Raw genomic sequence first — 26,116 nt, 5'->3', positions numbered from 1 at the left:
TTCTTTTTTTATTTATATATAGTTGATACTTGATACGTTCTAGTATCTTTTTTTATATTTACAGAAAAAATCGTGGCTTGTTTTAATAGAGGAAGAACACATGTAAAAATATGATTTATAAATAATGAGTTTTCACTAATACTTAATTAAATAAATTGTAATAAGAATATGTACAATGTTTCAATAAAATTATTTGAATGGTGATGTCTAATATATAGAAAAGAACTATTGATATTCAAGCCAATGTTGCTTGTTTCATTTTGACAAAGTTCATAATTGTGTCTTATTGATCTCATCATATAATGATCAATTATAAAACATAAAGTAATAGTATAAAACAGTATGAGTCAATTGATTTAATAATTAAACTAAAATCATAAACTTAATATCTTTGTTAGAAATGAGTGGTATGGATCAAAATAATAAATAACGGGTAATATATCTTAAATGACTAATATAAAACTATTTTATCCTCAAACGTGAATAATATACTTGCTTATAAATGTAATGATTTATAAAGATATCTTTTTTTAAACAAACCAGTTCTAGGGGTAATACAACCCATTTACATGAGAACTAAATACGTCGCTTCAATAGATATAAGACTTATTACATTGACAAGTTTATTAGTGTTAAAGACATAAAGATTTTCATAATAAATGATCATAAAATAAATAAAAAAAATTTAAAAAAATAATTAAAAAACCCTTGCATAATGGGCTTTTTTTCTATATAATGTCGATGTTGACTTCATGTTGATGTGCGAGGTTGCTGAAACACCGAAAGGCGTTGTCATGAAACGGCATGTTTCAGGTAATTTGCACTGAGTGAATCACATCCTAAGAAATTTGAAAGGAGAAAAAATCATGGCAAATAACAAAATTAGAATTAGATTAAAATCATTTGATCACAAAATTCTAGACAATTCGGCAGAAAAAATTATTGGTGCTGCCAAAAAATCAGGTGCTCAAGTAGTTGGTCCTGTACCATTACCTACTGAAAAGGAAGTATATACAGTACTAAGAGCAGTTCACAAATATAAAGATTCACGTGAACAATTTGAAATTAGAACTCACAAACGTTTAATCGACATTGTGAATCCTACACCAGAAACAGTTGATGTTTTAACAAGATTAGAATTACCAAGTGGTGTAGACATCGAAATTAAATTATAAGAAAGGTAAAAGGTGTAACTCATGAAAGGAATCTTAGGTCGTAAGATTGGAATGACTCAAGTCTTCACAACTGACGGTTTATTAATCCCTGTAACTGTAGTAGAAGCTACTGAAAACGTAGTGTTACAAAAGAAAACAGTTGCAAGCGATGGTTATGATGCTGTTAAAGTTGGTTTCGAAGATAAAAGAGAAAAATTAGCAAACAAAGCTGAAAAAGGAATTGCTGACAAAGCAAACACAGCTCCTAAGCGCTTCATTAAAGAATTTCGTTTTGACGAAATGATGAGTTATGAAGTTGGAGATAAAATTACTGTTGATAGCTTCGTAGCTGGTGAAGTTGTAGATGTAACTGGAACTTCAAAAGGTAAAGGATATCAAGGTGTTATCAAAAGACATGGTCAACACATTGGTCCTAAAGGACATGGTTCAGGAGCTCATAGAATTGTTGGTTCAATGGGACCAATCGCTCCAAACAGAATTGCTCCAGGTAAAAAATTACCAGGGCAAATGGGACATGTAACTCGTACAATTCAAAACTTAGAAGTTGTTGCAGTAGATGTAGAAAACAATTTATTATTAATCAAAGGTTCAGTACCAGGACCTAAAAAAGGATTAGTAGTTGTTAAATCTGCAATCAAAAAAGCTGGTCAAGTTAAAACAGCTCATGAATTAGTAGATTATACTCCTGCAGAAGAAAACACAAATGTAGAAGCTGCAGCTGAAGCTACAGCTGAGTAATTTTGGGAAGGAGGAACATAGAATGCTTAATATTAAAGTATTTAACCAAGAAGGTGCTGAAGTAAAAGATTTAGAATTAAATGAAGCAGTATTCGGAATTGAACCAAATAAACAAGCTTTATTTGATATGGTTTTATTACAAAGAGCGTCTTTAAGACAAGGTACACATAAAGTTAAAAATCGTACTGAAGTTGCTGGTGGTGGTAAAAAACCATGGCGTCAAAAAGGTACTGGTAGAGCTAGACAAGGATCAATCCGTGCACCACAATGGCGTGGAGGAGGAGTTGTATTTGGTCCAACACCTAGAAGTTATAAATTTAAATTAAACCGTAAGGTTAGAAGATTAGCTTTAAAATCAGCTTTATCTACTAAAGTTCAAGATAATGAATTTATGGCAATCGAAGGAATTAAAATTGAAGCTCCAAAAACAAAAGATATGGTTAAAGTTTTAGAAAACTTACAAGCTCCAGCAAAAACATTAATTGTTTTTGATGAAATTTGTCCAATCGTTGCTAAATCTGCTAACAATATCCCAGGAGTTAAATTATTAGATGCTAAACATGTTAATGTTTATGATATTTTAAACAGCAACAAGTTAATTATGACTGAAGCTGCAATTAAAGCTGTTGAGGAGGTACTTGCATAATGGCACACATTACAGATGTATTAAAAAAACCTGTACTTACTGAAAAATCAATGACTCTTCAAGCTGAATCAAACAAATACACATTTGATGTAGATGTTAATGCTAACAAAATTGAAATTAAAAACGCTGTTGAAGCAATGTTCAATGTAAAAGTTGTTAACGTTAATGTTATGAACGTAAGAGCAAAAACAAAAAGAATGGGTAGATATGTTGGTAAAACTAACAAAAGAAGAAAAGCTATCGTAACTTTAGCTGAAGGAAACGAAATCAATTTCTTTGATGAAGACTAATTGATAATTCGTAAAATATTGGAATAACTCGTTCCAGATAAGAAATTAGGAGGAAACTAAAGATGGCAATTAAAACTTATAAGCCAGTCACTAACGGTCGTCGTAATATGACTTCATTAACTTATGAAGAAATTACAGCAACAAAACCTGAAAAATCTTTAGTTGCTAAGAAAAACAAAAACGGTGGACGTAATAACAATGGTGTTATTACAACTCGTCATCACGGTGGAGGTCATAAACAAAAATATCGTATTATTGACTTCAAACGTAATAAAGACAATATCCCTGGAAAAGTAGCAACTATTGAATATGATCCAAATAGATCAGCAAACATCGCATTAATTAACTATGCAGATGGTGAAAAAAGATATATTTTAGCTCCAAAGGGATTAGAAGTTGGAATGACTATTATCTCTGGAGAAAATGCAGATATTATTGTTGGTAATGCTTTACCAATGGGAAATATGCCTGAAGGTACTGTTATCCATAATATCGAAATGCAACCTGGTAAAGGTGGACAAATCGCAAGATCTGCTGGTGTGTCTGCTCAAATCTTAGGTAAAGAAGATAAATATGTAATCTTAAGATTAGCTTCTGGTGAAGTTAGAAAAGTCTTAGCAGTTTGTAGAGCTACAGTTGGTGTAGTTGGAAACGAAGATCATGGTTTAGTTAACTATGGTAAAGCTGGTCGTATGAGATGGAAAGGTGTTAGACCTACAGTTCGTGGTTCTGTAATGAACCCTAATGATCACCCTCATGGTGGTGGTGAAGGAAGAACTTCAATCGGTCGTAAAGCACCAATGACACCTTGGGGTAAAAAAGCTATGGGTGTTAAAACTAGAAAGAATAAAAAAGCTTCGACTAAATTAATTGTACGTCGTCGCAACGGTAAATAATAAGGAGGAAAGAAAAAATGGCACGTAGTTTAAAAAAGGGACCATTTGTTGATGCTCATTTAATGAAAAAAGTTGAAGCATTAAATGAATCTGGTAAAAAAGAAGTTATCAAAACTTGGTCAAGACGTTCAACAATCTTCCCTCAATTTATTGAACATACATTTGCAGTGTATAACGGAAGAGAACATATTCCAGTTTACGTTACTGAAGATATGGTTGGTCATAAGTTAGGAGAATTCGCTCCAACAAGAACTTTCCATGGTCACGGTGATGATGATAAAAAAGCTGGTAAATAGAGAGAGGAGAGCATAAAACATGGAAGCAAAAGCATTAGCTAAAACGATTCGTGTATCACCTCAAAAAGCAAGATTAGTTGTTGACTTAGTAAGAGGTAAGCAAGTGAAAGAAGCTTTAGGTATCTTAGAATATACTAATAAAGCAGCTACACCTGCAGTCATTAAAGTCGTTAAATCAGCTGCACAAAACGCTGTATTCAACAATGGTGCAGATGCAGATAAATTATATATTAAAGAAATCTTCGTTGATGAAGGTCCAACATTAAAAAGATTCCGTGCTAGAGCAAAAGGTAGCGGAACAAGAATTTTAAAAAGAACAAGCCACATCACATGTGTGGTAGATGAAAGATAGGAGGTACTAGAATGGGTCAAAAAGTAAGTCCAGTAGGTTTACGAGTTGGTGTTAACCGTAATTGGGATTCAAGATGGTACGCAAATGATCAAGATTTCGCTGGGTTATTACATGAAGATATTAAAATTCGTGATTATATCCTTAAAAAATTAAAAACTGCTTCAGTTGCTAAAGTTGAAATCGAAAGATCAAAAAACCGTGTAACAATCTTTGTTCACACATCTAGACCTGGTGTAGTAATCGGTAAAGATGGAGAAGCAGTAGATGCTTTAAGAAAAGAAGTAGCTAAAATGGTTAGTGGAAAACAAGTTTTCATTAACATCGTAGAAATTAAAAATCCAGATGTTGTTGCTCAATTAGTTGCAAACAACATTGCAGAACAATTAGAAAATCGTGCTTCATTTAGAACAGTTCAAAAACGTGCTATTCAAAGAGCAATGAGAGCTGGTGCTAAAGGAATTAAAACAAGTGTTTCAGGACGTTTAGGTGGAGCTGATATGGCTCGTGCTGAAGGATACTCTGAAGGGAATGTCCCTCTTCATACTTTAAGAGCTGATATTGATTATGCGACTGCTGAAGCAGATACGACTTATGGTAAATTAGGAGTTAAAGTTTGGATTTGTATGGGAGAAATCCTTCCTGAAAAGAAGAAAGGGGATAAATAATCATGTTGATGCCTAAAAGAACAAAATACAGAAGACCTCATCGTGTTAGCTATGAAGGTAAGACTAAAGGTGGAGATAAAGTATCTTTTGGTGAATTTGGTTTAGTAGCAACTGAAGGTGCTTGGATTACTTCACGTCAAATCGAAGCAGCACGTATTGCCATCAACCGTTATATGAACCGTGGTGGTAAAGTATGGATTAGAATTTTCCCACATTTAGCTAAAACTAAAAAACCATTAGAAGTACGTATGGGATCAGGTAAAGGTTCTCCAGAAGAATGGGTAGCAGTTGTTAAAACTGGTCGTGTTCTTTTTGAAGTAGGTGGATTAGAAGAACCAGTACTTAGAGAAGCTTTAAGACTTGCATCTCATAAATTACCTATTAAATGTAAAATCATTGGAAAGGGTGAATAATTATGACAGCGCAAGAAATTAGAGAATTAGATAACGAAGCTTTATTAGCTAAAGTTGAAGAATACAAAAAAGAGCTTTTTGGATTAAGATTCCAACAAGCTACAGGTCAATTAGAAAACACAGCACGTATTAGACAAGTTCGTAAAACAATCGCTCGTATTAAAACAATTATTAGAGAAAGAGAAATGAACCAATAGGAGGAGATACAATGGAAAGAAATAATCGTAAAGTTTATACTGGTACAGTTGTATCTACTAAAATGGATAAGACTATTACAGTGCTAGTTGAAACACATGTAAAGCATAAATTATATGGTAAACGTATGAAATCTTCTACTAAATTTCATGCTCATGATGAAGAAAATGTTGCTCAAGTTGGTGACATTGTTAAAATCATGTCAACAAGACCATTATCTGCTACAAAACGTTTCCGTTTAGTAGAAATCGTTAAAAAAGCAGAAACAGTTTAATTAGAAACTCTAAAAGGAGGTAACCGAAGATGATTCAAAACGAAAGTAGACTTAAAGTTGCTGATAATACTGGTGCTAAAGAAGTATTAGTAATTCGTAACTTAGGTGGTTCAAATAGAAAAACAAGTAGCATCGGTGATGTTGTTGTAGCAACAGTGAAACAAGCAGCACCTGGTGGAACTGTAAAAAAAGGTGAAGTAGTAAAAGCGGTTATCGTTAGAACTAAATATGGTGTAGGTCGTGAAAACGGATCATACATTAAATTTGATGATAACGCTTGTGTAATTATTAAAGATGACAAATCTCCAAGAGGTACTCGTATCTTTGGACCAGTTGCAAGAGAGTTAAGAGATGCTGATTTCATGAAAATCGTATCATTAGCTCCAGAAGTATTATAGGAGGGGTGGCACATGAAAATCCGTGTAGGTGATACTGTTCAAGTTATCGCAGGTAAAGATAAAGGTAAAACAGGTGAAGTGTTACAAGTTCTTGCAAAACAAGATAAAGTAATTGTTGAAGGAATTAATGTTGTTACTAAACATGTAAAACCTTCTCAAGCTGATCCTGAAGGTGGTATTGTAACAAGAGAAGCTCCAATTCATGTTTCAAATGTTGCATACTATGATTCAAAAGCAAAAGCAGCAGTTAAATTAGGATATAAAGTAACTGTAGATGCTGATGGTAAGAAAACTAAAGTCCGTATTAACAAAAAAACTGGGGCTGAAGTTGATAAAAAGAAAAAGAAATAATTGAAAGGAGATAGCAGATGAATCGTTTACAAGAACGTTATGAAAACGAAGTAGTTAAGTCGTTAATGGAAAAATTCAATTATTCTTCTAAAATGCAAGCACCTAAAATTGAAAAAGTAGTTATCAATATTGGTGTTGGTGATGCTGTATCTAATTCAAAATTATTAGATGATGCAGTGAATGAATTAACATTAATCTCTGGTCAAAAACCAGTTGTAACTAGAGCAAAAAAATCAATCGCTGGTTTCAAATTACGTGAAGGTCAAGCAATTGGTTGTAAAGTAACTTTACGTGGTGAAAGAATGTATGAATTTGTTGATAAATTATTCAACGTTTCTTTACCTCGTGTAAGAGACTTCAGAGGTGTATCTAACAATTCATTCGACGGAAGAGGAAATTACACTTTAGGAATTAAAGAACAATTAATTTTCCCTGAAATCGATTTTGATAAAGTAAATAAATTAAGAGGAATGGATATCGTATTCGTAACTACTGCTAATAGCGATGAAGAAGGTCATGAATTATTAGCACAATTAGGAATGCCATTCCATAAATAAGAGGAGGACTCACAATGGCTAAAACATCAATGAAAGTGAAACAACAACGTCCTCAAAAATATAAAGTGCGTGAATACACTCGTTGTGAACGTTGTGGTAGACCACATTCAGTAATTAGAAAATTTAAACTTTGTAGAATTTGCTTCCGCGAATTAGCATACAAAGGTGAAATCCCAGGTGTAAAAAAAGCAAGCTGGTAATTAGAAATTTAAAATCCGTTTTGGAAGGAGGACTAGCAAATGGTAATGACAGATCCAATTGCAGATATGTTAACAAGAATCCGTAATGCAAATAGACAGTATCATGATGAAGTAACTGTTCCTGCATCAAAATTAAAAGTAGAAATCGCTGAAATTTTGAAAAATGAAGGATTCATTAAAGGATATAAAGTTGAAGGCGAAGGTGCCATTAAAAACATTAATATCACTTTAAAATATAGAGGTAAAGATAGAGTAATCACAGATTTAAAGAGAATCTCTAAACCTGGATTACGTGTATATGCAAAAGTTAATGAAATCCCTAAAGTATTAAATGGTTTAGGAATCGTTATCTTATCAACTTCTCAAGGTTTAATGACTGATAAAGAAGCTAGAGCTAAACAAATTGGTGGAGAGGTTTTAGCATATATCTGGTAATAAAAAAATTATACAGGAGGTATAACTGATGTCTCGTATCGGTAATAAATTAATCATTGTACCTGAAGGTGTAACTGTTGATATCGCTGAAGATAATACTGTTACAGTAACAGGAGCTAAAGGGACTTTAGTAAGACAATTTTCTCCAGTTATTTCATTTGAAAAAAATGAAAATGAAATTACTGTTAAAAGAAGTAGTGAAGAAAAACATGTAAAACAATTACATGGTACAACAAGAGCATTACTTGCAAATATGATCACAGGTGTACATGATGGTTTCAAAAAAGAATTAGAAATCGTTGGTATTGGTTACCGTGCTCAAATGAAGGGAAATACATTAGTATTAAATATTGGTTTCTCTCATCAAGTTGAAATTGAAGCTGAAGAAGGAGTAAAAATCGAAACTCCAAATGCTAACTCAATTATCGTATCTGGTATTTCTAAAGAACGTGTTGGTCAAATGGCAGCATTAATCAGATCTAAGAAAAAACCTGAACCTTATAAAGGAAAAGGTATTAAATATGTTGATGAAAGAATCATCAGAAAAGAAGGAAAAACTGCTGGTAAGAAGTAGTTTAGAAAGAGTAAGAAAGGAGCTATATTCATGGCTAAATTACAATCTCGTAATGATGTACGTTTAAAACGTCACGCTAGAGTTCGTGCAAAAATCAGTGGAACTCCAGAATGTCCACGTTTAAATGTGTTCCGTTCAAATGCTCATATTCATGCTCAAATCATTGATGATGTAAATGGTGTAACTTTAGTAAGTGCATCAAGCGTTGATATGAAATTAGAAAACGGTGGAAATATTGCTGCAGCTGCTGCTGTAGGGAAAGCTATTGCTGAAAGAGCAGAAGCTAAAAAAATTAAAAAAGTAGTATTTGATCGTGGTGGATATATTTATCATGGTCGTGTAAAAGCTTTAGCTGAAGCAGCTAGAGAAGCTGGATTAGAATTCTAGAAGGAGGTCAATATGGAACAACGTAAACCAAGAACTAACAATGGTGAAAGAAAATCTGGACCTAGAAGAAATGGTCAAAGAAGAGCACCAAGAAGAGAAGAAAAAGAATTTGAAGAACGTGTTGTTACTATTAACCGTGTAACTAAAGTAGTAAAAGGTGGACGTAGAATGCGTTTCGCTGCATTAGTTGTTATCGGAGATAAAAAAGGTAGAGTTGGTTTCGGTACTGGTAAAGCTAACGAAGTACCTGATGCAATTAGAAAAGCATGCGAAAATGCTAAACGTAATGTAATCAAAGTACCTTCAATCCATGGAACAATCCCACACGAAGTAACTGGTATTTATGGTTCAGGTAGAGTATTTATTAAACCTGCATCTCAAGGTACTGGAATCATCGCTGGTGGTCCAGTTCGTGCGGTTGTTGAATTAGCTGGATATTCAGATATCTTATCTAAATCTTTAGGTTCAAGAACACCAATTAACATGGTTAGAGCAACTATGGAAGGTTTAGCATCATTAAAAACAGTTAATGAAGTAGCTGAATTAAGAGATAAAAAAGTAGAAGAAATCTTTGGATAATAGGAGGCAAACACATGGCTAAGAAATTAAGTATTACGCTTGTTAAGAGTCCAATTGGTTGCTTACCAAAACAAAGAAAAACTCTTGAAGCGTTAGGTTTAAGAAAAGTTAATAAAACAGTAGAAAAAGAAGACAACGTTTACATTCAAGGAATGTTAAAAGTTGTTGGACACCTAGTTAAAGTAGAAGAAAAATAGGAGGTGTAACGATGAAACTACACGAATTACAATACACTGAAGGTGCACGTAAAGAAAGAAAACGTGTTGGACGTGGAACAAGTTCAGGAACTGGTAAAACAGCTGGTAGAGGTCAAAAAGGACAAGGAGCTAGATCAGGTGGAGGTAAAAAACCAGGTTTCGAAGGTGGACAAACTCCATTATTCATGCGTTTACCAAAACGTGGATTTACAAACTTTAATCGTAAAGAATATGCTATTGTAAATTTAGATAGCTTAAATAAATTTGAAGATGGTGCAACAGTGAACGCACAAGCATTAAAAGAAGCTGGAATCATCAAAAAAGAATTAGATGGTGTTAAAGTATTAGGAAATGGTGCTATTGAAAAGAAATTAACAGTTCAAGCTGCTAAATTCTCTAAATCTGCTGTTGCTGCTATTGAAGCTGCAGGTGGAAAAACTGAGGTGATCTAAGATGCTTACATTTTTGAAAAATGTATTCAAAAAAGGAGAGCTTCGTCGTAAGGTCGTATTTACACTTGGAATTTTATTTGTTTATCGTTTAGGATCAGCAGTTACAATTCCGGGTGTTAATATCGGATCTTTAAGTTCGAGTGATGCGAATTCTGGTATTTTTGGAATTATGAATTTATTAGGTGGGGGAACACTTGAAAGATTTTCATTATTCGCTTTAGGTGTTTCACCATACATTACTTCATCAATTATTATCGAATTATTATCTATGGATGTTATACCAGCACTTACTCGCTGGCGTAAAGAAGGTAATACTGGTAAAAAGAAGAAGGACCGTGTTACAAGAATTTTAACTTTATTCTTATCTGCTTTACAAGGTGGCGTGCTAACATATGCCTTTGATAGTGGATATAATATTTTAACAAATACTTCTATTTGGTCATACATTTATGTTGTTTTAATTATGATGGCTGGAAGTATGTTTGCAATTTGGTTAGGAGATCAAATTACAAATAAGGGGATTGGTAATGGTGTTTCATTATTAATCTTTACAGGTATCGTTTCTAACTTACCTAATTCATTTATTACAACATTTAACAATATTGTTAAATTCGACAGTGGAATGTGGTTAGATATAGCTTGGTATGTATTATTTGTAATTGTTTATTTATCAATTGTTATCTTCGTTGTATTTACTGAAGGTGCAATTAGAAAAATTCCAATTGTCTATGCTACAAGTACAAATACAACAATGAGAACAAAGGAACAGACTCATATGCCTATTAAAATTAATAGTTCAGGGGTTATTCCTGTTATCTTTGCTTCATCTGTACTCGCAGCGCCAAGAACAATTGTTAGTTTTATGAAAGCTAGCACTGTTACAAAATGGATTAATACAATATTTAATTATCAAGAACCAATTGGTTTCTGTCTATATATTGTCATGATTATTGGATTTACATTCTTCTATTCAAATTTACAGATTGATGCTGAAAAAATCAGTGATGATCTTAAGAAAAATGGTGGTTCAATTCCAGGTGTGAGAACTGGCGTTGATACTAAGAATTATATTAAAACTGTTTTAAATCGTGTAACAGTTGCAGGATCATTATCTTTATGTATTATTGCTGCAATTCCAATTATTACTCCAGTTTTATGGACACAAACTGAAAACGCAAGTTTATCACTTGGTGGAACAGGTTTGATTATCGTTACTGGTGTGGCACTTGAAACAGTAAAACAAATCAAGACTCACATAACAAGAAAAGAATATCACGGGTATATTCGTAAGTAGTATAGAAAGAAGGGTTACAATGAATATTATTTTAATGGGTCCTCCTGGTGCAGGAAAAGGGACACAAGCAGCAAATCTAGTTAAGGAATATGGAATGACACATATTTCTACAGGAGATATTTTTAGAAAAGCTCTTAAAGAACAAACTAAATATGGTGTTATCGCAAAATATTTTATTCAATTTGGACATTTAGTTCCTGATGACTATACTATTCAAATGGTTAGGGATTATTTAAAAGAAAATGAATTTCCTAATGGATTTATTTTGGATGGGTTCCCTCGTACTATTATCCAAGCAAGAGAACTTGAAAGTATTGGTAAAGAATTTGGTTTTACTATTGATGCAGTTATAAATCTTGATGTTAATTTTGATAAATTAACTAAGAGACTTTCAGGAAGAAGAACTTGTAAAGAATGTGGAGCTACATTCCATGTAGAATATAATCCACCTAAACAAGAAGGAATTTGTGATAATTGCGGTGGTGAATTATATCAAAGACCTGATGAAAATGAAGAAGCTGTAAAAGTAAGATTAGATACTTACAATAAACAGACTAGACCTTTAATTGATTATTATACAATGAAGGGTGAAATCACTAATATTAATGGTGATCAATCTATGGAAGACGTCTTTAAGGATATCAAGAAAAGCCTGGAGGTTAAATAATGATTGTTACTAAAGATAGTAGAGAAATAGAATTGATGGCTGAAGCAGGAAGAATTGTTGCTCTTGTACATCAAAAATTAAAAGAAGTGATTGTACCTGGAATAACAACATTGGAAATTGATCAAATTTGTGATAAAGTTATTCGTGATAATGGAGCAACACCTTCATTTCTTAAATTATATGGATTTCCTAATAGTGTATGTACTTCTATTAACGAAGAAGTTGTACATGGAATTCCTAGTCATCGTAAATTAAAAGAGGGTGACATTATTTCAGTTGATGTAGGTGCATGTTATAAAGGTTATCATGGTGATAGCGCATGGACTTATGCAGTAGGTAAAGTAAGCGATGAAGTAAAAAAACTTATGGAAGTTTGTGAAGCTTCGTTATATACTGGTTTAGAGCAAGTTAAACCGGATAATCGCTTATCTGATATTTCTCATGCTATTGAAACTTATCTATATGAACACGGATGTACAACACCACTAGATTATACAGGTCATGGTATTGGAACTGAAGTTCATGAAGATCCAGCTGTACCAAATTATGGTCCAGCAGGAAAGGGACCTCGTTTGAAGAAAGGAATGGCTTTGGCCATTGAACCAATGGCACATTTAGGTGCAAAAGAAACAGAAACTTTAAGCGATGGTTGGACAGTAGTAACAAAAGACCGTTCTTTAGCGGCTCATTATGAACATACTATCGTCATTACAGACGATGGTTATCGAATTCTTACAAAACTTTAATGAAGGAGTTGAGACCTATGGCAAAGAAAGACGACGTTATTGAAGTAGAAGCTACAGTATTAGAGACATTACCAAACGCAATGTTTAAAGTAGCATTAGAAAATGGAGTGGAAATTCTTGCTCACGTTTCTGGTAAAATCCGTATGCATTACATTCGCATTTTACCGGGGGATAGAGTTACCGTTGAAATTTCTCCATATGATTTAACACGTGGGCGAATTACATTTAGACATAAATAAAAAATCTTCCAAAAGGAGGTAGACAAGATGAAAGTAAGACCATCTGTAAAACCAATGTGTGATAAATGCAGAGTAATTAGAAGAAAAGGGCGCGTAATGATTATTTGCGAAAACCCAAAACATAAACAAAGACAAGGTTAATTTTTAGGAGGAAGAAATATGGCTCGTATTGCTGGTGTGGATATCCCACGTGATAAACGTGTTGTTATCTCATTAACTTATGTATATGGTATCGGAAAAACAACAGCTCAACAAATCTTAAAAACTACAGGAATTAGTGAAGATGTTAGAGTTAAAGATTTAACTGAAGAAGAAATCGGTAAAATCAGAAAAGAAGTAGAAAAAATTAAAGTTGAAGGTGACTTACGTAGAGAAGTTCAATTAAACATTAAACGTTTAATGGAAATCGGAAGCTACAGAGGTATGCGTCATCGTAAAGGACTTCCTGTACGTGGTCAAAAAACTAAAACAAACGCTAGAACTCGTAAGGGTAAAGCTAAACCAATCGCAGGAAAGAAAAAATAATAGGAGGTTGAAAGGAAATGGCTAAAGTTAAACAAACACGTGGTAAAAGACGTGTAAAGAAAAATATTGCAAAAGGTGTTGCACACATTCATTCAACTTTCAATAATACAATTGTTACTATTACTGATGAACATGGAAATGTGTTAACATGGTCAAGTGCTGGTGCTTTAGGATTTAAAGGATCAAGAAAATCAACACCATATGCAGCTCAAATGGCTTCAGAAGCAGCTGCAAAAGCTTCAATGGAACATGGAGTTAAATCTGTAGAAGTAAATGTTAAAGGTCCAGGACCAGGACGTGAAGCAGCAGTTAGAGCTTTACAAGCTGCTGGATTAGAAGTAACTGCAATTACTGATGTTACTCCAATTCCACATAATGGGTGTCGTCCACCAAAACGTCCTCGTGGATAGTATTGTTGTAGTGTTTGAAAAATTACAAATCATTCCTAGTGAGGAGGGAACATATGCATAAATTTGAAAAAGCAAATTTTAATATTGATCAATATGATGAAACAGATAATCATGGTACATTTACAATTGAACCATTAGAAAGAGGATTCGGTATTACTTTAGGTAATGCTTTAAGAAGAGTTCTTCTTTCTTCATTACCTGGTTCTGCTGTTTATGCAATTAAAGTTCAAGGAGCTATCCATGAATTTTCAGCAGTAGACGGTATTGTTGAAGATGTTACTGCTATTATCTTAAATCTTAAGAAGTTAGTATTTGATGTTGATGGTGAAGATTCAGCAACAATGATCATTGATGTTAAAGGACCTGCTACAGTAACTGGTGCAGATATTCAATGTCCAAGTAATGTTAAAATGATCTCAAATGATTTAATTATTGCACATGTTGCTGAAGGTGGACACTTGTATATGGAATTATATGCAAGAAAAGATCGTGGATATGCAAGTGCAGATCAAAATAAAAAAGATATTAACACTATTGGTGTAATTCCAACTGATTCAATTTATTCACCAATTGAAAATGTTGCATATCATGTTGAACCAACACGTGTTGGAGAAACAGCTAAGTATGATAAATTAACATTAGATATTGAAACTAATGGAACATTAAAACCTTATGAAGCAATTTCACTTGCTGCTAAAATTTTAGTAGAACATTTAAATATGTTTGTTGAAATGACAGATATGGCTTTAAATATGGAAGTGATGTCTGAAACACAAAGTGATACAACAAATAAAGTTTTAGATATGACAATTGAAGAATTAGATTTATCAGTTCGTTCATATAACTGCTTAAAGAGAGCTGGAATTCAAACTGTTCAAGATTTAGCAGCTAAAACTGAAGATGATATGATTAAGGTAAGAAACTTAGGTAAAAAATCATTAAAAGAAGTAAAAGAAAAATTAGTTGAATTAGGATTAGGGTTTAAACCTATAGATTAATTTAATTAAAATACATGGAAGGAGCGCTAATCTCATGGCTAAAAACAGAAAATTAGGACGTACTTCAGATATTAGAAAATCTATGTTACGTAGCTTAGCTACTGAAGTAATCGTTTATGGAAAAGTTGAAACTACTGAAACAAGAGCAAAAGAAGTTCGTAGTGTAGTTGATGAATTAATTACTTTAGGTAAACGTGGAGATTTACATGCAAGAAGACAAGCTGCTGCAGATATGCACAAGGTTGTTGATGCTAACACTGGTAAAACAGCTGTTCAAATTTTATTTGATGACGTAGCACCTAAATTTAAAGATGTTAACGGTGGATACACTCGCATCTTAAAAACTTATAACCGTAAAGGTGACAATGCTACAATGGCTGTAATCACTTTAACAAAATAATTAATTTTGACCATGATAGAGATATCATGGTTTTTTTTATTGGTTTGTTTGACATTAACTTATGAAAATAATAGAATAAAAAAGTATATGAAAGAAGGTGAAATAATGGATCATATGATAGAAGTTAAAAATTTATCATTTGAGTATGATGAAGGTCTTCATACAATAGATAATATTTCTTTTAATATTGATAAAGGAAATTATGTGGCAATATTAGGACATAATGGTAGTGGTAAAAGTACGATTGCAAAACTTCTTATTGGTTTGTTAGAAAAAAAATCTGGTGATATCATTGTTAATGGTTATGAACTCAATATGGAAAACTTATACAAGGTGCGTGAATCAATAGGTATCGTATTTCAAAATCCTGATAATCAATTTATTGGGGCTACAGTTAGAGATGATATTGCATTTGGGTTAGAAAATATGTGCATTCCTCACGAACAAATGGATGATTTAATTAGTACGTATGCTAAAAAAGTACATATGGAAGATTTTTTAAATCATGAACCCACAAAATTGTCTGGTGGTCAAAAACAACGAGTTGCCATTGCTGGAATTCTTGCTATGTCTCCATCCATTATAATTTTAGATGAAGCTACAAGTATGTTAGATCCTATAGGTAGACGTGAAATCAACACGTTAGTTCGAGAACTAAAAAAAGAAAAAGATATGACTATTATTTCAATTACTCATGATATCGAAGAAGCAAAATATGCAGATCAAATAATTTTACTAAATAAAGGAAAAATTGTAAAAACGGATAGGGCAAAAGATATATTGAGTGATATTGACCTTTTATCACAATTGAAATTAGATATTCCTTTTGCTTTAAAAATAACAAATGGTTTAAAAGAAAAAGGAATTAGTATAAAAAATACATTAGATAATAAAGATTTGGAGCAACAACTATGTCAATTACGTTCGAAAATGTAAGTCATGTTTATGGTGTGGATACACCATTTGAATTCCATGCACTTAAAAATGTACAATTAAATATTAAAAACCATAGTTTTACTGCTATTATTGGGCAAACAGGAAGTGGGAAATCTACTTTGATTCAGCATATTAATGCACTATTACTCCCTACTCAGGGTTCAATAAAAATCGATGATTATCTTATTTCAGTAACCAATAAACCTGAAAAACTAAAACAATTAAGACAAAAAGCAGGTTTGGTATTTCAATTTCCAGAATATCAATTATTTGAAGAAACAATAGAAAAGGATATCATGTTTGGTCCTTTAAACTTTGGTAAAACTGAACAGGAAGCAAAAGAGATTGCTAGAAGTATGATTAAGATTGTAGGATTAGATGAATCCTATTTAGATAAATCACCGTTTGATTTATCTGGTGGTCAAAAAAGAAGAGTGGCGATTGCGGGAATTCTCGCTATGAATCCTGATATTCTTATTTTGGATGAGCCAACAGCAGGTCTTGATCCTCAAGGAACAAAAGATATGATGAATTTATTCAAATCTATTCATGAATCAGGGAAAACCATTATCATCGTAACTCATGATATGAATCACGTATTAGAATACTGTGATGATGTTATTGTTATGAATCATGGAGAAGTAGAAAGACATGATACTGTAACTCAAATATTCCAAGATAGTGAATACTTAAATCAATTAGGTATTGATTTACCAATGATGACACGATTTATTTTAGATTTAAATGAACAAGGATATCATATTGATCCATCAATTAATTGTATTGAGGATTTAATAGAGGCGATTGGTGGTGAAATCAATGGATAATATGACTTTTGGTAAGTATATTCCTATGAATTCAATTATTCACCGTTTGGATCCAAGATTAAAAATTGTAACATTGTTTATTTTCTTAATTTCTGTATTTTTTGATGCAGGATTTATAGGATATGGAATATTGGGAATCTATGTTTTAATGTGTGCTTTACTTTCAAAAATAAAGTTATCACATATCTTAAAAGCAATAAAACCGATGCTGTTTATGATGTTGTTTTTAATGTTCTTTAATATTTTTTTATTGAAGACAGGTGATTTATTGTTAGTATTAGGACCGGTAAAAATCTATTCTGGAGCGATTTTGCAATCAGCTTATATTTTTATACGTTTAGTATTAATCATAACTCTTACAACAATTATGACATCGTCTACTAAACCATTAGAATTAACACTAGCGATAGAATCACTGTTATCACCATTAAAGAAAGTTCATTTTCCAGTACATGAACTTGCCATGATGATTTCAATTGCGTTACGTTTTATTCCTGATTTACTTGATGAAGCAAAAAGAATTATGAAAGCTCAAGCAAGCAGGGGTGTTGATTTCAATGAAGGAACTTTTACTGAAAAAATCAAATCAATCATCTCATTGATTATTCCGCTATTTATTTCTGCGTTTCAAAGAGCAGAAGATTTGGCTAACGCTATGGAAAGTAGAAATTACAATCCAGAAGCAAGACGTACCCGTTATCAAATTCTAACTTGGAATTTATCTGACACAGTTGCCCTTGCTGTAACTTTACTAGTATGTTTTGTTGTGATTGTAATGAGTTTTTTAATATAATGAATAGAATAAAATGTGTAGTGCAATATGATGGTACTAAATTTCATGGATTTCAAGTTCAAGATAAATTTAGAACTGTTCAAGGGGAAATTCAAAAAGCAATTGGGAACATATGTAAAGACGAAAATATTGTGATTCATGCAAGTGGAAGAACAGATGCGAAGGTACATGGTAGACATCAAGTTTTCCATTTTGATAGCAAAAGAGAAATGCCGGCTGCCCAATGGAAAAGAGCTATTAATCATTTCTTGCCAAATGATATCTATATTTTAGACGCATGTTTTGTTGATGAAACATTTCACAGCCGCTATAGCGCAACAAAAAAAGAATATCATTATTTATTAAGTATGAATGAGTATAGTCCATTTGAAACTAACTATATTTATCAATATGGTATGCCATTAGATATAGAGTTAATGAAAGATGCAGCTACAATCTTTTTAGGAGAACATGATTTTGCATCATTTTGTAGTTATGATCAATATGGAAATACAATTAGAACACTCTATAAATTAGAAATTACTGTTAGTAACGGAATTGTAAGATTTGTTTTAGTGGGAAATGGTTTTAGACGCTACATGGTAAGACATATCGTTGGTGGTCTTATTCAGGTAGGTGCTAAACGAATCAAAAAAGAAAGACTACAAGAACTACTTGATAGCAGAGGACAAGATAAATGTCTATTCAAAGCTAAACCCCAAGGATTATATTTACATGAGGTATACTATGAAGAAGACTAATTATCATTGTCATACATATCGTTGTGGTCATGCTACTGGTAACGAAGAAGATATGGTTGTAGAGGCGATAAGTCATCATTACGAAGAATTGGGCTTTTCGGATCACATACCATTACCGCATTTAAGAAGACAATTGATTAAAGCATTACCCTATGCTTTAAAAGATTGTCATTCTTTTTTGTCTTGTATTCAAACAATGATAAAAAATGGACCCTCAATGAGAATGCCTTACAAAATGAAAGAAGAACATCAACTACAAATAAAACAATTAAAAATCAAATATCCAGAAATCAAAATATATCAAGGATATGAAGCAGAATACTTTTTAGATTATTTACCTTATTACCAACAATTGTTAGATAATGAAGAGGTTGATTATCTTATTTTAGGGCATCACTTTCATCGATATGCTATTCATAATTGTTATTATGGAAGGGTATATTTGTCGGATGATATGTTATTAAATTATAAAAACGAAGTTATACAAGCCATTGAATCTAATTTATTTTCATATATTGCTCACCCTGATTTATTTATGATGGGCAGAATTTATTTTGATGATTTATGTAAAGAAGTGAGTTATGAAATATGCATGAAGGCAAAACAATACAATATGCCATTAGAAATTAATGGTGGTGGTATGCGAAAAGGAAGAAGACAAGTAGGAGATGAAATGCTTTATCCATATCCAAATGATCATTTCTTTAAAATAGCATCTCAAGTAGGCAATAAAGTCATATTAGGAATAGATGCTCATTGCCCTCAAGATATAAACAATGAAATCTACGATCAAATGTTACGTTATGCAAAGAGGTTTAATTTAGAAATTATAGATCATCTAGAATTTAAAAAAGGTAATCGGAAATAGAACGATGTATCATTTATTCAAATGATACATTTTTTTTGTTATAATACGAATAGGTGGTTATATGAAAGAAAAGAAACTAACAATGAAAGATATTGCCCAAATGGCTGGAGTAGGGAAAACAACTGTATCACGCTATTTTAACGGGGGATATGTCAAAGATGAAACAAGAGAAAAGATAAAAAAAATAATTGATAAATATCATTATCAGCCTAATACTTTTGCCCAAAGTTTAAAGGCAAAAGAAACAAAAATAATTGGTATCATAGCACCAACACTTACATCAACAACATCATCAAGAATGATGTCAAGTTTAGATTTATATTTAAAAAAAGAAGGTTATACACCACTGATTATTAATACCAATCATAATCAATTAGAAGAACTAAGAGCAATAGAAAAAATGTGGCGTATGAATGTAGATGGGATTGTTTTAGTTGCGACAGAACTAACAATGGCCCATCGTACATTGGCTAAAAAAATAGATGTTCCATTTGTTGTGTTAGGGCAAAAAATGGATGATGGTATTTCTATCATCAACGATGATTATGAGGCGGGATATGAAGTTGGAATTTATGCAGCAAAAATGAACCATCATCATATTGTTTATCTAGGCGTAAATGGAAAAGATGAGGCTGTTGGATATACAAGAAAAAAAGGTGTCTTAGATGGCTTAAAAGAAAAAGGAATTGAGCAAGTAAAAACAGTCGAAACTGATTTTACTTTTGAAAATACACGAAAGGTAGTTAGAGGTTTAATAAAAAGAGAATTACCATCACTTATCATTTGTGCAACTGATAATATTGCTTTAGCAACTTTTAAAGAACTTAAAGAAGCAAATATTAAAGTACCTGAAACAGTTTCTCTAATTGGTTTTGGAGGTTACGAAACATCTCAACTGATTACCCCAACCTTGTGTACAATTCGTTTTGATAATGAACAAGCTGGAATGATAACAGGTCAAACACTAATAAAACTCATAAAAAACGAAAATGTAGAAGCTACGCAAAAAATCCATTATCAATTTATAAAGGGTGCAAGTGTTTTTTTACAACAGTAATATGACGAAAAGTCATATTTTTTTAATTTATATGGGAACGATTTCATATTTTTGTTGACATCGCTTTCAAAATGAGATATATTATCACCGTAAGGAACCGGTACCATAAAAAGGAGGACAATATGAATTATAATCAATTAGCAAAAGAAATTATAGAAGCAGTTGGTGGTCAAGACAATATTATAAGTGCTATGCATTGTGCAACAAGACTTAGACTGGCTTTAAAAGATGAAAGTTTAGTTGATGAAGAAAAGGTTACTGATGTTGAAGGTGTTAAAGGAACTTTTCAAGCGAAAGGACAATATCAAATTATTTTAGGACCTGGTTTAGTTAATTTAGTTTGTCAAGAAGTGTGTTCAATTCTTGGTTTAAAAAATGAAGAACAAAAAGTAGAAGAAAAACAAGAAGGAAATTTATTACAAAGAGCAGTTAAATTGTTATCGGATATTTTTGTTCCGATTATCCCTGCTATTGTTGCAGGTGGTCTATTGATGGGATTAAATAATATTTTGACTGCACAAGGGTTAGTTGGTGCGGGGAAAAGTATAATTGATGTTTATCCTCAATTTAAAGATTTAGCAACAATGATTAATTTGTTCGCTAATGCAGCATTTACATTTTTACCTGTACTTATAGGTTTTAGTGCAACTAAAAAATTTGGCGGGAATCCTTATTTAGGTGCTGCTATGGGAATGATCATGGTACATCCTGATTTATTGAATGCATATAGTTATGGAAAAACAGGAGTAGATGTACCAACATGGAAAATACTTGGATTAACGATTGAAGCGGTAGGTTATCAAGGAACTGTTCTTCCAGTATTAGGTGTCTCTTGGATTTTAGCTAATATTGAAAAAAGACTTCATAAAGTAACACCTACTTGGTTAGATAACTTAACAACTCCAATGTTATCTATTTTAGTTACTGGATTTATTACTTTTATTTTTGTAGGTCCTGTATTAAGACAGGCAGGTATTTATTTAGCAGATAGTATTTCTTGGATGTATAACACACTTGGGTTTATTGGGGGAGGATTGTTTGGTTTCTTCTATGCCCCAATTGTACTTACGGGTATGCATCATAGCTTTATTGCAGTAGAAACACAATTATTAGCGTCTATTCAAACAACAGGGGGATCATTCATTTTCCCAACAGCATCAATGTCCAATGTAGCTCAAGGTGCAGCAGTTCTTGCAGTATTATTTCTAACAAAAGATAAAAAATTAAAAAGTATTTGTTCAGCTTCAGGAGTATCAGCGTTATTAGGTATTACTGAACCAGCTATGTTTGGGGTAACATTAAAACTTAAATATCCTTTTATTGGAGCAATGTGTGGTAGTGGTGTAGGAAGTGCTTATTTAGCTGGAACTCATGTTTTATCAAATGCCTTAGGTGCAGCAGGAATTCCCGGATTTTTATCAATTCCAGTAGGAAGTTACTTAAATTTTGCGATAGGAATGATTTTAGCGTTCGTAGTTGCATTTGTTGTAACAGCGATCTTGTTTAAACGTCAACAAATTACGACTCAAGATCAACATCAAACAAATAAAATGCTTTCACCTATGAAAGGAATTGTGAAGAATATTACAGAAATTTCTGATCCAACATTTGCTGGAAAAATGATGGGAGATGGAATTATGATTTTACCAGAAGAAGGGACAATCTATGCACCTTTTGATGGTGAAGTGATGATGGTCTTTCCTACAAAACATGCACTAGGTTTAAAATCTAAAGATGGTGTAGAAATCTTAATTCATTGTGGTTTAGATACAGTATCACTACAAGGTAAACCATTTGAATTATATGTACAACAAGGACAACACATCAAAGCTGGGGAAAAATTATTAAAAGCCGATTTAAATCAAATAAAAGAATCTGGATGTTCTATTGAAACTGCAGTTGTTATTACAAATGGAAAAGAATTTAATCTAATTCATGATGGAAAAACTCAAAATGGAACATGTATTATAGAAATGAAAGGGTAGTTATGAATAATATAGATCGATTATTACAAGCAATAAAACAACCAACAACAGATGATCCATATCGCCTTCATTATCATCTTATGCCACCAATAGGCTGGCTAAATGATCCTAATGGATTGTGTCAGCATGATGGAACATATCACATTTACTATCAATGGGCACCAGCCGATGTAAACAATGGTTTAAAAGGGTGGGGGCATTATGCAACAAAAAATTTTATTCATTATCAAGATTTAAAAATGCCTTTATTACCTGATCATCCTCGTGATCAAGGTGGTGCTTATTCAGGAAGTGCTATTATTAAAGATAATAAGATTCATTATTTCTATACTGGTAACGTTAAAAAGCCAGGTGATTATGACTATATATTAAAAGGCAGAGAACATAATTTTATGCATGTAGAAAGTTGTGATGGTCATATTCTAACAAATAAAGAATGTCTCATGACAAATGAAGATTATCCTGATGATTTAACACTTCACGTACGTGATCCAAAAATATATCATCGAGATCATGATTATTTAGTTATGGGCGCAAGAGATAAACAGGATGTAGGGCAAGTTCTTGTTTATCAAAGTGATGATTTAAAGAAATTTGATTATTGTTGTCGCTTAAAAACCGAAAAGCCATTTGGCTATATGTGGGAATGTCCTGATTTATTTGAACTTAATGGGCAAATGATTTTGCTTTGTTCTCCACAAGGAATTAAGCAAGATGGTTATTTATATGAAAATATATATCAAAATGGCTATTTCAAAGTTAATTATGATTTTGTTAATGATTCTATTGTTAAAGATTTTGAAGAAATTGATAATGGGTTTGATATTTATGCTGCACAAACATTTTTAGATGAACAAGGAAGAAGAATTCTGATTGGGTGGATGGGATTACCTGATGTTGATTATACAAATCCAACAGTACAAAATAATTGGCAACATGCTTTGACGATGCCTCGAATTCTCGATTATCATGATGGTCATTTATATCAAAAACCTTTACCTGAATTTAAACAATTAAGAATGTCACAAGAGTCATATAAAAAACCTCACCTCCAATTAAAAAACAATGTTTTTGAATTACAAATAAAAAATATATCTGACACATTATATTTAAAACTAAGAAATGATTTTATCATAGAATATCATAACGGACTTATGACACTTACAATGAATGAATCAGGTTATGGAAGAGATATAAGACATCTGGAATTAGAACATTTAGACTCACTCATTATTTATAGTGATACTTCATCTATAGAAATGTTTATTAATGATGGCTATCGTACATTTACAACACGTATTTATAGTGAAAATACCGATATAGAATGTTCAAATGAAATTAATATTTACTACTTAGATTCTTTCAAAATAGAATCAGAATAAAAGAAAGCTCAAATATTGACTTTCTTTTTTGTTTTATTCAATATATAAAAATGGTAAAATAAACCATGAGGAGGTGGTCATATGGCAAGAGAATGTATAGAAAAATATTTAGCCGAACATACCAGTAAATATATTGGAAAATATCGTTGTCACAGTTCAGTACAAACTAAGAAATTTGAACATAAGTTTCGATATTATATTTTAGATAGTCAATTTAGAGATATTAATGTTTTTCTTACAATAGATTATTCAGGGGAAGAAATTATTCCTACTTTTTCAGTAGAACTTCATGAACAGGAACAAGAATATATTATCAAGGACGCATTAAATAAAATTATTTATGATAGTCATTATAAAACAATATTGCATTGTCATATTATTGCTCATTTTATTGAAACACATCAAAAAGAGACCTTATTGGAGCCATTAGATTACCGTAATGTATTGGATTATTTAGAATATCATAATGGTACTAATCAAGAAACTGTAGATCAGTTTTATAGTTTCCTTATGCCTTATTTAAATCGCTTAATCTACAATAAAAACTATAAGAAATTTATGGATTCTATTACTTTATTGTTAGATAAGATTTTATATGAATATGAATGGGATGGCACAACAGCTAAATATCTAGATACTCAATATCAATACCATTTATATTATTTTAGAGAAATTATACGAATTGTTTATGCTAATTTAGATAAGTTTTATAAAGAAACCAAAGAACAATTATTAGAAGCAATCTGGAGATTGTGTAAACTACAAAGATTTGCTTTTGCAATCATGACTGATTTTGGATCATTAGTATTATCCCATTATCATATTACATTAGATATCTTTCATTATATTAATAAAAGAGCTAAAGATGAACACTATCAAAGTATTGTATTACCTTATATGGAAGCCATATTTAATAGTGATGATGAAGCATTTAAGGATGCTTGTAAAGATGTTATTCGTTTTGTCATGAATGATATGCTTACTTTTGCTAATCATGACTTACAAATAGCGATAGGTAATTCTATTGTTTTAGATGTAGGATATCAATTACTTATAGATTTATTTTCGCAAGATTATAATACTTTTGTATTTGTATGTTTCCCTATATCAACATTTCCTGAAGAATACCGTTGTACTATTAAAAAAGAATTGGAAAAAGCAATTCGCTTTTATGCAGCAAGAATGGAACATGATGAATATCGTTTAACATCGTTTGAACAAGTTGCCAATATTAATCGATTATTAATGGAAAATTACAGGGAGGATTATCGTAGTGAATAATAGAAAAAAAACATATCAAACTTTAGCTAGTGTAGCAGCAGTTGGGGGAAGCCTTTATGCAATGAATGCAGCAGCTACCAAACTAACAAAATCTTTACTTTATCGTCATCATAAAGAAGATGATCGACCTAGTTTGTTAGAAAGCCGTTATCAATGTGAAAATATATTAATTAATAACAATGAAGGGGTAAAGTTAAGAGGATTATTTATCAATCAAGATAATGCTCAACAAACTTTAGTTATTTTACATCCTTATGCTTTAGAAGCAAAAGATATGTCTTTATATGTTCCTTTTTTAAAGGAATATATTAAAGATAGTCATATCTTATTAGTTGATGCTTGTGCTCATGGACAAAGTGATGGATATATTAGAGGATTAGGTATTAAAGATGTAAATGATCTTGTTTGTTGGAATCAATATTTATTAGGACGTTTTGGAAAAGAACATCAACTTGTATTATTTGGAAAAGAGTGTGGTGCTAATACGATTTTAAATGCTGCTGGGAAACACGTTTTGAAGAATGTTAAAGCAATCATATCAGATGGTGCCTATACTTCACCACAACAAATATTAGGTTATCGTTTAGTTCAAGATTACAAAATCCCTAAAATGCCAATGCTTCTTTTATTACAAAGAAAGATTAAAAGAGCAGTACACATTAATATTAAAGAAGATACAACAAATTATGTTAAACATAATGATATTCCAACATTATATATTCATTTAAAAAATGATGATTTTGTTCCTTTAAAAATGGGTTACCCTTTATATAACGCTAATAGAGGAAAGAAAGAATTATTTGTATTAAAGGATGAAAAATACTTATATGAATTAGATTCAAAAAGTGAAATGATTAAAGACTTTAAACAATTTATAGATCAATATGTTAATTGTTAG

40 protein-coding genes are annotated in these 26,116 nt (G+C 31.9%); all 40 read left to right on the top strand.

Annotation, left to right across the window (positions count from 1 at the left end; all coding sequences use genetic code 11):
• Positions 1-866: 866 nt before the first annotated feature.
• The 40 genes from rpsJ (at position 867) to DW911_RS07340 (ending at position 26,116) form a co-directional block, all read left to right on the top strand.
• Positions 867-1,175, top strand: a complete 309-nt coding sequence (gene rpsJ / locus DW911_RS07535; RefSeq protein ID WP_118432674.1) for a 30S ribosomal protein S10 — start codon at positions 867-869, stop codon at positions 1,173-1,175.
• 21 nt (positions 1,176-1,196) lie between these two features.
• Entirely contained in the window at positions 1,197-1,913 is a 717-nt protein-coding gene (gene rplC, locus DW911_RS07530) for a 50S ribosomal protein L3 (protein ID WP_118432675.1), read from the top strand.
• A gap of 22 nt (positions 1,914-1,935) precedes the next feature.
• On the top strand, positions 1,936-2,559 hold the full coding sequence (rplD, locus tag DW911_RS07525; RefSeq protein ID WP_118432676.1) for a 50S ribosomal protein L4: 624 nt from the start codon (positions 1,936-1,938) through the stop codon (positions 2,557-2,559).
• Entirely contained in the window at positions 2,559-2,849 is a 291-nt protein-coding gene (gene rplW / locus DW911_RS07520; RefSeq protein ID WP_118432677.1) for a 50S ribosomal protein L23, read from the top strand. Before rplD ends, rplW begins: the two co-directional genes overlap by 1 nt.
• Before the next feature lie 62 nt (positions 2,850-2,911).
• Positions 2,912-3,745, top strand: a complete 834-nt coding sequence (gene rplB / locus DW911_RS07515; protein ID WP_118432678.1) for a 50S ribosomal protein L2 — start codon at positions 2,912-2,914, stop codon at positions 3,743-3,745.
• Between the two features lie 17 nt (positions 3,746-3,762).
• Positions 3,763-4,041, top strand: a complete 279-nt coding sequence (gene rpsS / locus DW911_RS07510) for a 30S ribosomal protein S19 (protein ID WP_118432679.1) — start codon at positions 3,763-3,765, stop codon at positions 4,039-4,041.
• Between the two features lie 19 nt (positions 4,042-4,060).
• The gene (gene rplV, locus DW911_RS07505) at positions 4,061-4,393 is read left to right on the top strand and encodes a 50S ribosomal protein L22 (protein ID WP_118432680.1); all 333 of its coding nucleotides are present in this window, start codon (positions 4,061-4,063) and stop codon (positions 4,391-4,393) included.
• A gap of 11 nt (positions 4,394-4,404) precedes the next feature.
• Complete coding sequence (gene rpsC, locus DW911_RS07500) at positions 4,405-5,058, top strand: 30S ribosomal protein S3 (RefSeq protein WP_118432681.1); 654 nt, start codon at positions 4,405-4,407, stop codon at positions 5,056-5,058.
• Positions 5,059-5,060: 2 nt separating this feature from the next.
• Positions 5,061-5,471: a 50S ribosomal protein L16 gene (rplP, locus tag DW911_RS07495; RefSeq protein ID WP_118432682.1), complete on the top strand. Its 411-nt coding sequence runs from the start codon at positions 5,061-5,063 to the stop codon at positions 5,469-5,471.
• 2 nt (positions 5,472-5,473) lie between these two features.
• Positions 5,474-5,668 (top strand): 50S ribosomal protein L29, encoded by a 195-nt coding sequence (gene rpmC, locus DW911_RS07490; protein ID WP_118432683.1) that lies wholly within the window; start codon positions 5,474-5,476, stop codon positions 5,666-5,668.
• Positions 5,669-5,679: 11 nt separating this feature from the next.
• Positions 5,680-5,940, top strand: a complete 261-nt coding sequence (rpsQ, locus tag DW911_RS07485; protein ID WP_118432684.1) for a 30S ribosomal protein S17 — start codon at positions 5,680-5,682, stop codon at positions 5,938-5,940.
• A gap of 29 nt (positions 5,941-5,969) precedes the next feature.
• Positions 5,970-6,338 carry a 50S ribosomal protein L14 gene (gene rplN / locus DW911_RS07480; RefSeq protein ID WP_118432685.1) on the top strand — a complete coding sequence of 123 codons (369 nt, stop codon included), beginning with the start codon at positions 5,970-5,972 and terminating at the stop codon, positions 6,336-6,338.
• Positions 6,339-6,350: 12 nt separating this feature from the next.
• A complete protein-coding gene (gene rplX / locus DW911_RS07475; protein ID WP_118432686.1) occupies positions 6,351-6,689 on the top strand; it encodes a 50S ribosomal protein L24 in 339 nt (112 codons plus the stop codon).
• A gap of 17 nt (positions 6,690-6,706) precedes the next feature.
• Positions 6,707-7,246, top strand: coding sequence for a 50S ribosomal protein L5 (gene rplE / locus DW911_RS07470; RefSeq protein ID WP_118432687.1), 540 nt, complete (start codon positions 6,707-6,709; stop codon positions 7,244-7,246).
• Between the two features lie 14 nt (positions 7,247-7,260).
• The gene (locus DW911_RS07465; protein WP_003536834.1) at positions 7,261-7,446 is read left to right on the top strand and encodes a type Z 30S ribosomal protein S14; all 186 of its coding nucleotides are present in this window, start codon (positions 7,261-7,263) and stop codon (positions 7,444-7,446) included.
• Positions 7,447-7,485: 39 nt separating this feature from the next.
• Positions 7,486-7,881, top strand: a complete 396-nt coding sequence (gene rpsH, locus DW911_RS07460; RefSeq protein WP_118432688.1) for a 30S ribosomal protein S8 — start codon at positions 7,486-7,488, stop codon at positions 7,879-7,881.
• Between the two features lie 28 nt (positions 7,882-7,909).
• Positions 7,910-8,455 carry a 50S ribosomal protein L6 gene (gene rplF, locus DW911_RS07455; protein ID WP_118432689.1) on the top strand — a complete coding sequence of 182 codons (546 nt, stop codon included), beginning with the start codon at positions 7,910-7,912 and terminating at the stop codon, positions 8,453-8,455.
• Between the two features lie 30 nt (positions 8,456-8,485).
• The gene (gene rplR / locus DW911_RS07450) at positions 8,486-8,842 is read left to right on the top strand and encodes a 50S ribosomal protein L18 (protein WP_118432690.1); all 357 of its coding nucleotides are present in this window, start codon (positions 8,486-8,488) and stop codon (positions 8,840-8,842) included.
• Between the two features lie 12 nt (positions 8,843-8,854).
• Positions 8,855-9,421, top strand: coding sequence for a 30S ribosomal protein S5 (gene rpsE / locus DW911_RS07445; RefSeq protein WP_118432691.1), 567 nt, complete (start codon positions 8,855-8,857; stop codon positions 9,419-9,421).
• Positions 9,422-9,435: 14 nt separating this feature from the next.
• Positions 9,436-9,618 carry a 50S ribosomal protein L30 gene (gene rpmD, locus DW911_RS07440; protein ID WP_118432692.1) on the top strand — a complete coding sequence of 61 codons (183 nt, stop codon included), beginning with the start codon at positions 9,436-9,438 and terminating at the stop codon, positions 9,616-9,618.
• 11 nt (positions 9,619-9,629) lie between these two features.
• Positions 9,630-10,070 carry a 50S ribosomal protein L15 gene (gene rplO / locus DW911_RS07435; RefSeq protein ID WP_118432693.1) on the top strand — a complete coding sequence of 147 codons (441 nt, stop codon included), beginning with the start codon at positions 9,630-9,632 and terminating at the stop codon, positions 10,068-10,070.
• A gap of 1 nt (position 10,071) precedes the next feature.
• Positions 10,072-11,364, top strand: coding sequence for a preprotein translocase subunit SecY (secY, locus tag DW911_RS07430; protein WP_118432694.1), 1,293 nt, complete (start codon positions 10,072-10,074; stop codon positions 11,362-11,364).
• A gap of 19 nt (positions 11,365-11,383) precedes the next feature.
• On the top strand, positions 11,384-12,031 hold the full coding sequence (locus tag DW911_RS07425) for an adenylate kinase (protein ID WP_118432695.1): 648 nt from the start codon (positions 11,384-11,386) through the stop codon (positions 12,029-12,031).
• Positions 12,031-12,777: a type I methionyl aminopeptidase gene (gene map / locus DW911_RS07420; protein ID WP_118607665.1), complete on the top strand. Its 747-nt coding sequence runs from the start codon at positions 12,031-12,033 to the stop codon at positions 12,775-12,777. The genes DW911_RS07425 and map overlap by 1 nt, the downstream gene beginning before the upstream one ends.
• A gap of 17 nt (positions 12,778-12,794) precedes the next feature.
• The gene (gene infA / locus DW911_RS07415) at positions 12,795-13,016 is read left to right on the top strand and encodes a translation initiation factor IF-1 (RefSeq protein ID WP_022001368.1); all 222 of its coding nucleotides are present in this window, start codon (positions 12,795-12,797) and stop codon (positions 13,014-13,016) included.
• Between the two features lie 27 nt (positions 13,017-13,043).
• The gene (gene rpmJ / locus DW911_RS07410) at positions 13,044-13,157 is read left to right on the top strand and encodes a 50S ribosomal protein L36 (RefSeq protein WP_118432697.1); all 114 of its coding nucleotides are present in this window, start codon (positions 13,044-13,046) and stop codon (positions 13,155-13,157) included.
• A gap of 18 nt (positions 13,158-13,175) precedes the next feature.
• Positions 13,176-13,541 (top strand): 30S ribosomal protein S13, encoded by a 366-nt coding sequence (rpsM, locus tag DW911_RS07405; protein ID WP_118432698.1) that lies wholly within the window; start codon positions 13,176-13,178, stop codon positions 13,539-13,541.
• 17 nt (positions 13,542-13,558) lie between these two features.
• Positions 13,559-13,951, top strand: a complete 393-nt coding sequence (gene rpsK / locus DW911_RS07400) for a 30S ribosomal protein S11 (RefSeq protein ID WP_118432699.1) — start codon at positions 13,559-13,561, stop codon at positions 13,949-13,951.
• A gap of 53 nt (positions 13,952-14,004) precedes the next feature.
• Complete coding sequence (locus DW911_RS07395; protein ID WP_118432700.1) at positions 14,005-14,949, top strand: DNA-directed RNA polymerase subunit alpha; 945 nt, start codon at positions 14,005-14,007, stop codon at positions 14,947-14,949.
• 34 nt (positions 14,950-14,983) lie between these two features.
• Positions 14,984-15,349: a 50S ribosomal protein L17 gene (gene rplQ / locus DW911_RS07390; RefSeq protein ID WP_118432701.1), complete on the top strand. Its 366-nt coding sequence runs from the start codon at positions 14,984-14,986 to the stop codon at positions 15,347-15,349.
• A gap of 105 nt (positions 15,350-15,454) precedes the next feature.
• Positions 15,455-16,285, top strand: a complete 831-nt coding sequence (locus tag DW911_RS07385) for an energy-coupling factor transporter ATPase (RefSeq protein ID WP_118432702.1) — start codon at positions 15,455-15,457, stop codon at positions 16,283-16,285.
• On the top strand, positions 16,261-17,112 hold the full coding sequence (locus DW911_RS07380; protein ID WP_118432703.1) for an energy-coupling factor transporter ATPase: 852 nt from the start codon (positions 16,261-16,263) through the stop codon (positions 17,110-17,112). Before DW911_RS07385 ends, DW911_RS07380 begins: the two co-directional genes overlap by 25 nt.
• Positions 17,105-17,905, top strand: coding sequence for an energy-coupling factor transporter transmembrane component T family protein (locus DW911_RS07375; protein WP_118432704.1), 801 nt, complete (start codon positions 17,105-17,107; stop codon positions 17,903-17,905). Before DW911_RS07380 ends, DW911_RS07375 begins: the two co-directional genes overlap by 8 nt.
• Entirely contained in the window at positions 17,905-18,645 is a 741-nt protein-coding gene (gene truA / locus DW911_RS07370) for a tRNA pseudouridine(38-40) synthase TruA (protein ID WP_118432705.1), read from the top strand. The genes DW911_RS07375 and truA overlap by 1 nt, the downstream gene beginning before the upstream one ends.
• Entirely contained in the window at positions 18,632-19,513 is an 882-nt protein-coding gene (locus DW911_RS07365) for a histidinol-phosphatase (protein WP_118607664.1), read from the top strand. The genes truA and DW911_RS07365 overlap by 14 nt, the downstream gene beginning before the upstream one ends.
• Before the next feature lie 61 nt (positions 19,514-19,574).
• On the top strand, positions 19,575-20,570 hold the full coding sequence (locus tag DW911_RS07360) for a LacI family DNA-binding transcriptional regulator (RefSeq protein ID WP_118607663.1): 996 nt from the start codon (positions 19,575-19,577) through the stop codon (positions 20,568-20,570).
• A 122-nt stretch (positions 20,571-20,692) separates the two neighbouring features.
• Positions 20,693-22,555, top strand: a complete 1,863-nt coding sequence (locus tag DW911_RS07355) for a sucrose-specific PTS transporter subunit IIBC (protein ID WP_118432708.1) — start codon at positions 20,693-20,695, stop codon at positions 22,553-22,555.
• Positions 22,556-22,557: 2 nt separating this feature from the next.
• Entirely contained in the window at positions 22,558-23,937 is a 1,380-nt protein-coding gene (locus tag DW911_RS07350) for a glycoside hydrolase family 32 protein (RefSeq protein ID WP_118432709.1), read from the top strand.
• 81 nt (positions 23,938-24,018) lie between these two features.
• Positions 24,019-25,218 (top strand): hypothetical protein, encoded by a 1,200-nt coding sequence (locus tag DW911_RS07345; RefSeq protein WP_118607662.1) that lies wholly within the window; start codon positions 24,019-24,021, stop codon positions 25,216-25,218.
• Positions 25,211-26,116 (top strand): alpha/beta hydrolase, encoded by a 906-nt coding sequence (locus tag DW911_RS07340; RefSeq protein WP_199589108.1) that lies wholly within the window; start codon positions 25,211-25,213, stop codon positions 26,114-26,116. The genes DW911_RS07345 and DW911_RS07340 overlap by 8 nt, the downstream gene beginning before the upstream one ends.

The organism is Erysipelatoclostridium sp. AM42-17 (genome assembly GCF_003480255.1).
In the GTDB taxonomy this organism is placed as follows: Bacteria; Bacillota_I; Bacilli_A; order Erysipelotrichales; family Coprobacillaceae; genus Faecalibacillus.
This window is presented reverse-complemented; position numbering and strand designations above follow the sequence as displayed.

What these genes read in the sequence shown, in the direction of transcription:
- truA (WP_118432705.1), top strand. Translation starts at nt 17,905, where the DNA reads ATGAATAGAATAAAATGTGTAGTGCAATATGATGGTACTAAATTTCAT.
- rpsQ (WP_118432684.1), top strand. Translation starts at nt 5,680, where the DNA reads ATGGAAAGAAATAATCGTAAAGTTTATACTGGTACAGTTGTATCTACT.
- rpsC (WP_118432681.1), top strand. Translation starts at nt 4,405, where the DNA reads ATGGGTCAAAAAGTAAGTCCAGTAGGTTTACGAGTTGGTGTTAACCGT.
- rpsK (WP_118432699.1), top strand. Translation starts at nt 13,559, where the DNA reads ATGGCTAAAGTTAAACAAACACGTGGTAAAAGACGTGTAAAGAAAAAT.
- rplF (WP_118432689.1), top strand. Translation starts at nt 7,910, where the DNA reads ATGTCTCGTATCGGTAATAAATTAATCATTGTACCTGAAGGTGTAACT.
- DW911_RS07345 (WP_118607662.1), top strand. Translation starts at nt 24,019, where the DNA reads ATGGCAAGAGAATGTATAGAAAAATATTTAGCCGAACATACCAGTAAA.
- rplQ (WP_118432701.1), top strand. Translation starts at nt 14,984, where the DNA reads ATGGCTAAAAACAGAAAATTAGGACGTACTTCAGATATTAGAAAATCT.
- infA (WP_022001368.1), top strand. Translation starts at nt 12,795, where the DNA reads ATGGCAAAGAAAGACGACGTTATTGAAGTAGAAGCTACAGTATTAGAG.
- DW911_RS07465 (WP_003536834.1), top strand. Translation starts at nt 7,261, where the DNA reads ATGGCTAAAACATCAATGAAAGTGAAACAACAACGTCCTCAAAAATAT.
- DW911_RS07360 (WP_118607663.1), top strand. Translation starts at nt 19,575, where the DNA reads ATGAAAGAAAAGAAACTAACAATGAAAGATATTGCCCAAATGGCTGGA.
- rpmC (WP_118432683.1), top strand. Translation starts at nt 5,474, where the DNA reads ATGACAGCGCAAGAAATTAGAGAATTAGATAACGAAGCTTTATTAGCT.
- rplC (WP_118432675.1), top strand. Translation starts at nt 1,197, where the DNA reads ATGAAAGGAATCTTAGGTCGTAAGATTGGAATGACTCAAGTCTTCACA.
- rplD (WP_118432676.1), top strand. Translation starts at nt 1,936, where the DNA reads ATGCTTAATATTAAAGTATTTAACCAAGAAGGTGCTGAAGTAAAAGAT.
- DW911_RS07350 (WP_118432709.1), top strand. Translation starts at nt 22,558, where the DNA reads ATGAATAATATAGATCGATTATTACAAGCAATAAAACAACCAACAACA.
- rplW (WP_118432677.1), top strand. Translation starts at nt 2,559, where the DNA reads ATGGCACACATTACAGATGTATTAAAAAAACCTGTACTTACTGAAAAA.
- DW911_RS07380 (WP_118432703.1), top strand. Translation starts at nt 16,261, where the DNA reads ATGTCAATTACGTTCGAAAATGTAAGTCATGTTTATGGTGTGGATACA.
- rpsH (WP_118432688.1), top strand. Translation starts at nt 7,486, where the DNA reads ATGGTAATGACAGATCCAATTGCAGATATGTTAACAAGAATCCGTAAT.
- rpsM (WP_118432698.1), top strand. Translation starts at nt 13,176, where the DNA reads ATGGCTCGTATTGCTGGTGTGGATATCCCACGTGATAAACGTGTTGTT.
- DW911_RS07365 (WP_118607664.1), top strand. Translation starts at nt 18,632, where the DNA reads ATGAAGAAGACTAATTATCATTGTCATACATATCGTTGTGGTCATGCT.
- rpsJ (WP_118432674.1), top strand. Translation starts at nt 867, where the DNA reads ATGGCAAATAACAAAATTAGAATTAGATTAAAATCATTTGATCACAAA.
- rpsE (WP_118432691.1), top strand. Translation starts at nt 8,855, where the DNA reads ATGGAACAACGTAAACCAAGAACTAACAATGGTGAAAGAAAATCTGGA.
- DW911_RS07425 (WP_118432695.1), top strand. Translation starts at nt 11,384, where the DNA reads ATGAATATTATTTTAATGGGTCCTCCTGGTGCAGGAAAAGGGACACAA.
- rplP (WP_118432682.1), top strand. Translation starts at nt 5,061, where the DNA reads ATGTTGATGCCTAAAAGAACAAAATACAGAAGACCTCATCGTGTTAGC.
- rpmD (WP_118432692.1), top strand. Translation starts at nt 9,436, where the DNA reads ATGGCTAAGAAATTAAGTATTACGCTTGTTAAGAGTCCAATTGGTTGC.
- DW911_RS07355 (WP_118432708.1), top strand. Translation starts at nt 20,693, where the DNA reads ATGAATTATAATCAATTAGCAAAAGAAATTATAGAAGCAGTTGGTGGT.
- DW911_RS07395 (WP_118432700.1), top strand. Translation starts at nt 14,005, where the DNA reads ATGCATAAATTTGAAAAAGCAAATTTTAATATTGATCAATATGATGAA.
- rplB (WP_118432678.1), top strand. Translation starts at nt 2,912, where the DNA reads ATGGCAATTAAAACTTATAAGCCAGTCACTAACGGTCGTCGTAATATG.
- DW911_RS07385 (WP_118432702.1), top strand. Translation starts at nt 15,455, where the DNA reads ATGGATCATATGATAGAAGTTAAAAATTTATCATTTGAGTATGATGAA.
- rplN (WP_118432685.1), top strand. Translation starts at nt 5,970, where the DNA reads ATGATTCAAAACGAAAGTAGACTTAAAGTTGCTGATAATACTGGTGCT.
- secY (WP_118432694.1), top strand. Translation starts at nt 10,072, where the DNA reads ATGCTTACATTTTTGAAAAATGTATTCAAAAAAGGAGAGCTTCGTCGT.
- rplR (WP_118432690.1), top strand. Translation starts at nt 8,486, where the DNA reads ATGGCTAAATTACAATCTCGTAATGATGTACGTTTAAAACGTCACGCT.
- rplO (WP_118432693.1), top strand. Translation starts at nt 9,630, where the DNA reads ATGAAACTACACGAATTACAATACACTGAAGGTGCACGTAAAGAAAGA.
- rpmJ (WP_118432697.1), top strand. Translation starts at nt 13,044, where the DNA reads ATGAAAGTAAGACCATCTGTAAAACCAATGTGTGATAAATGCAGAGTA.
- rplV (WP_118432680.1), top strand. Translation starts at nt 4,061, where the DNA reads ATGGAAGCAAAAGCATTAGCTAAAACGATTCGTGTATCACCTCAAAAA.
- rpsS (WP_118432679.1), top strand. Translation starts at nt 3,763, where the DNA reads ATGGCACGTAGTTTAAAAAAGGGACCATTTGTTGATGCTCATTTAATG.
- map (WP_118607665.1), top strand. Translation starts at nt 12,031, where the DNA reads ATGATTGTTACTAAAGATAGTAGAGAAATAGAATTGATGGCTGAAGCA.
- rplX (WP_118432686.1), top strand. Translation starts at nt 6,351, where the DNA reads ATGAAAATCCGTGTAGGTGATACTGTTCAAGTTATCGCAGGTAAAGAT.
- rplE (WP_118432687.1), top strand. Translation starts at nt 6,707, where the DNA reads ATGAATCGTTTACAAGAACGTTATGAAAACGAAGTAGTTAAGTCGTTA.
- DW911_RS07375 (WP_118432704.1), top strand. Translation starts at nt 17,105, where the DNA reads ATGGATAATATGACTTTTGGTAAGTATATTCCTATGAATTCAATTATT.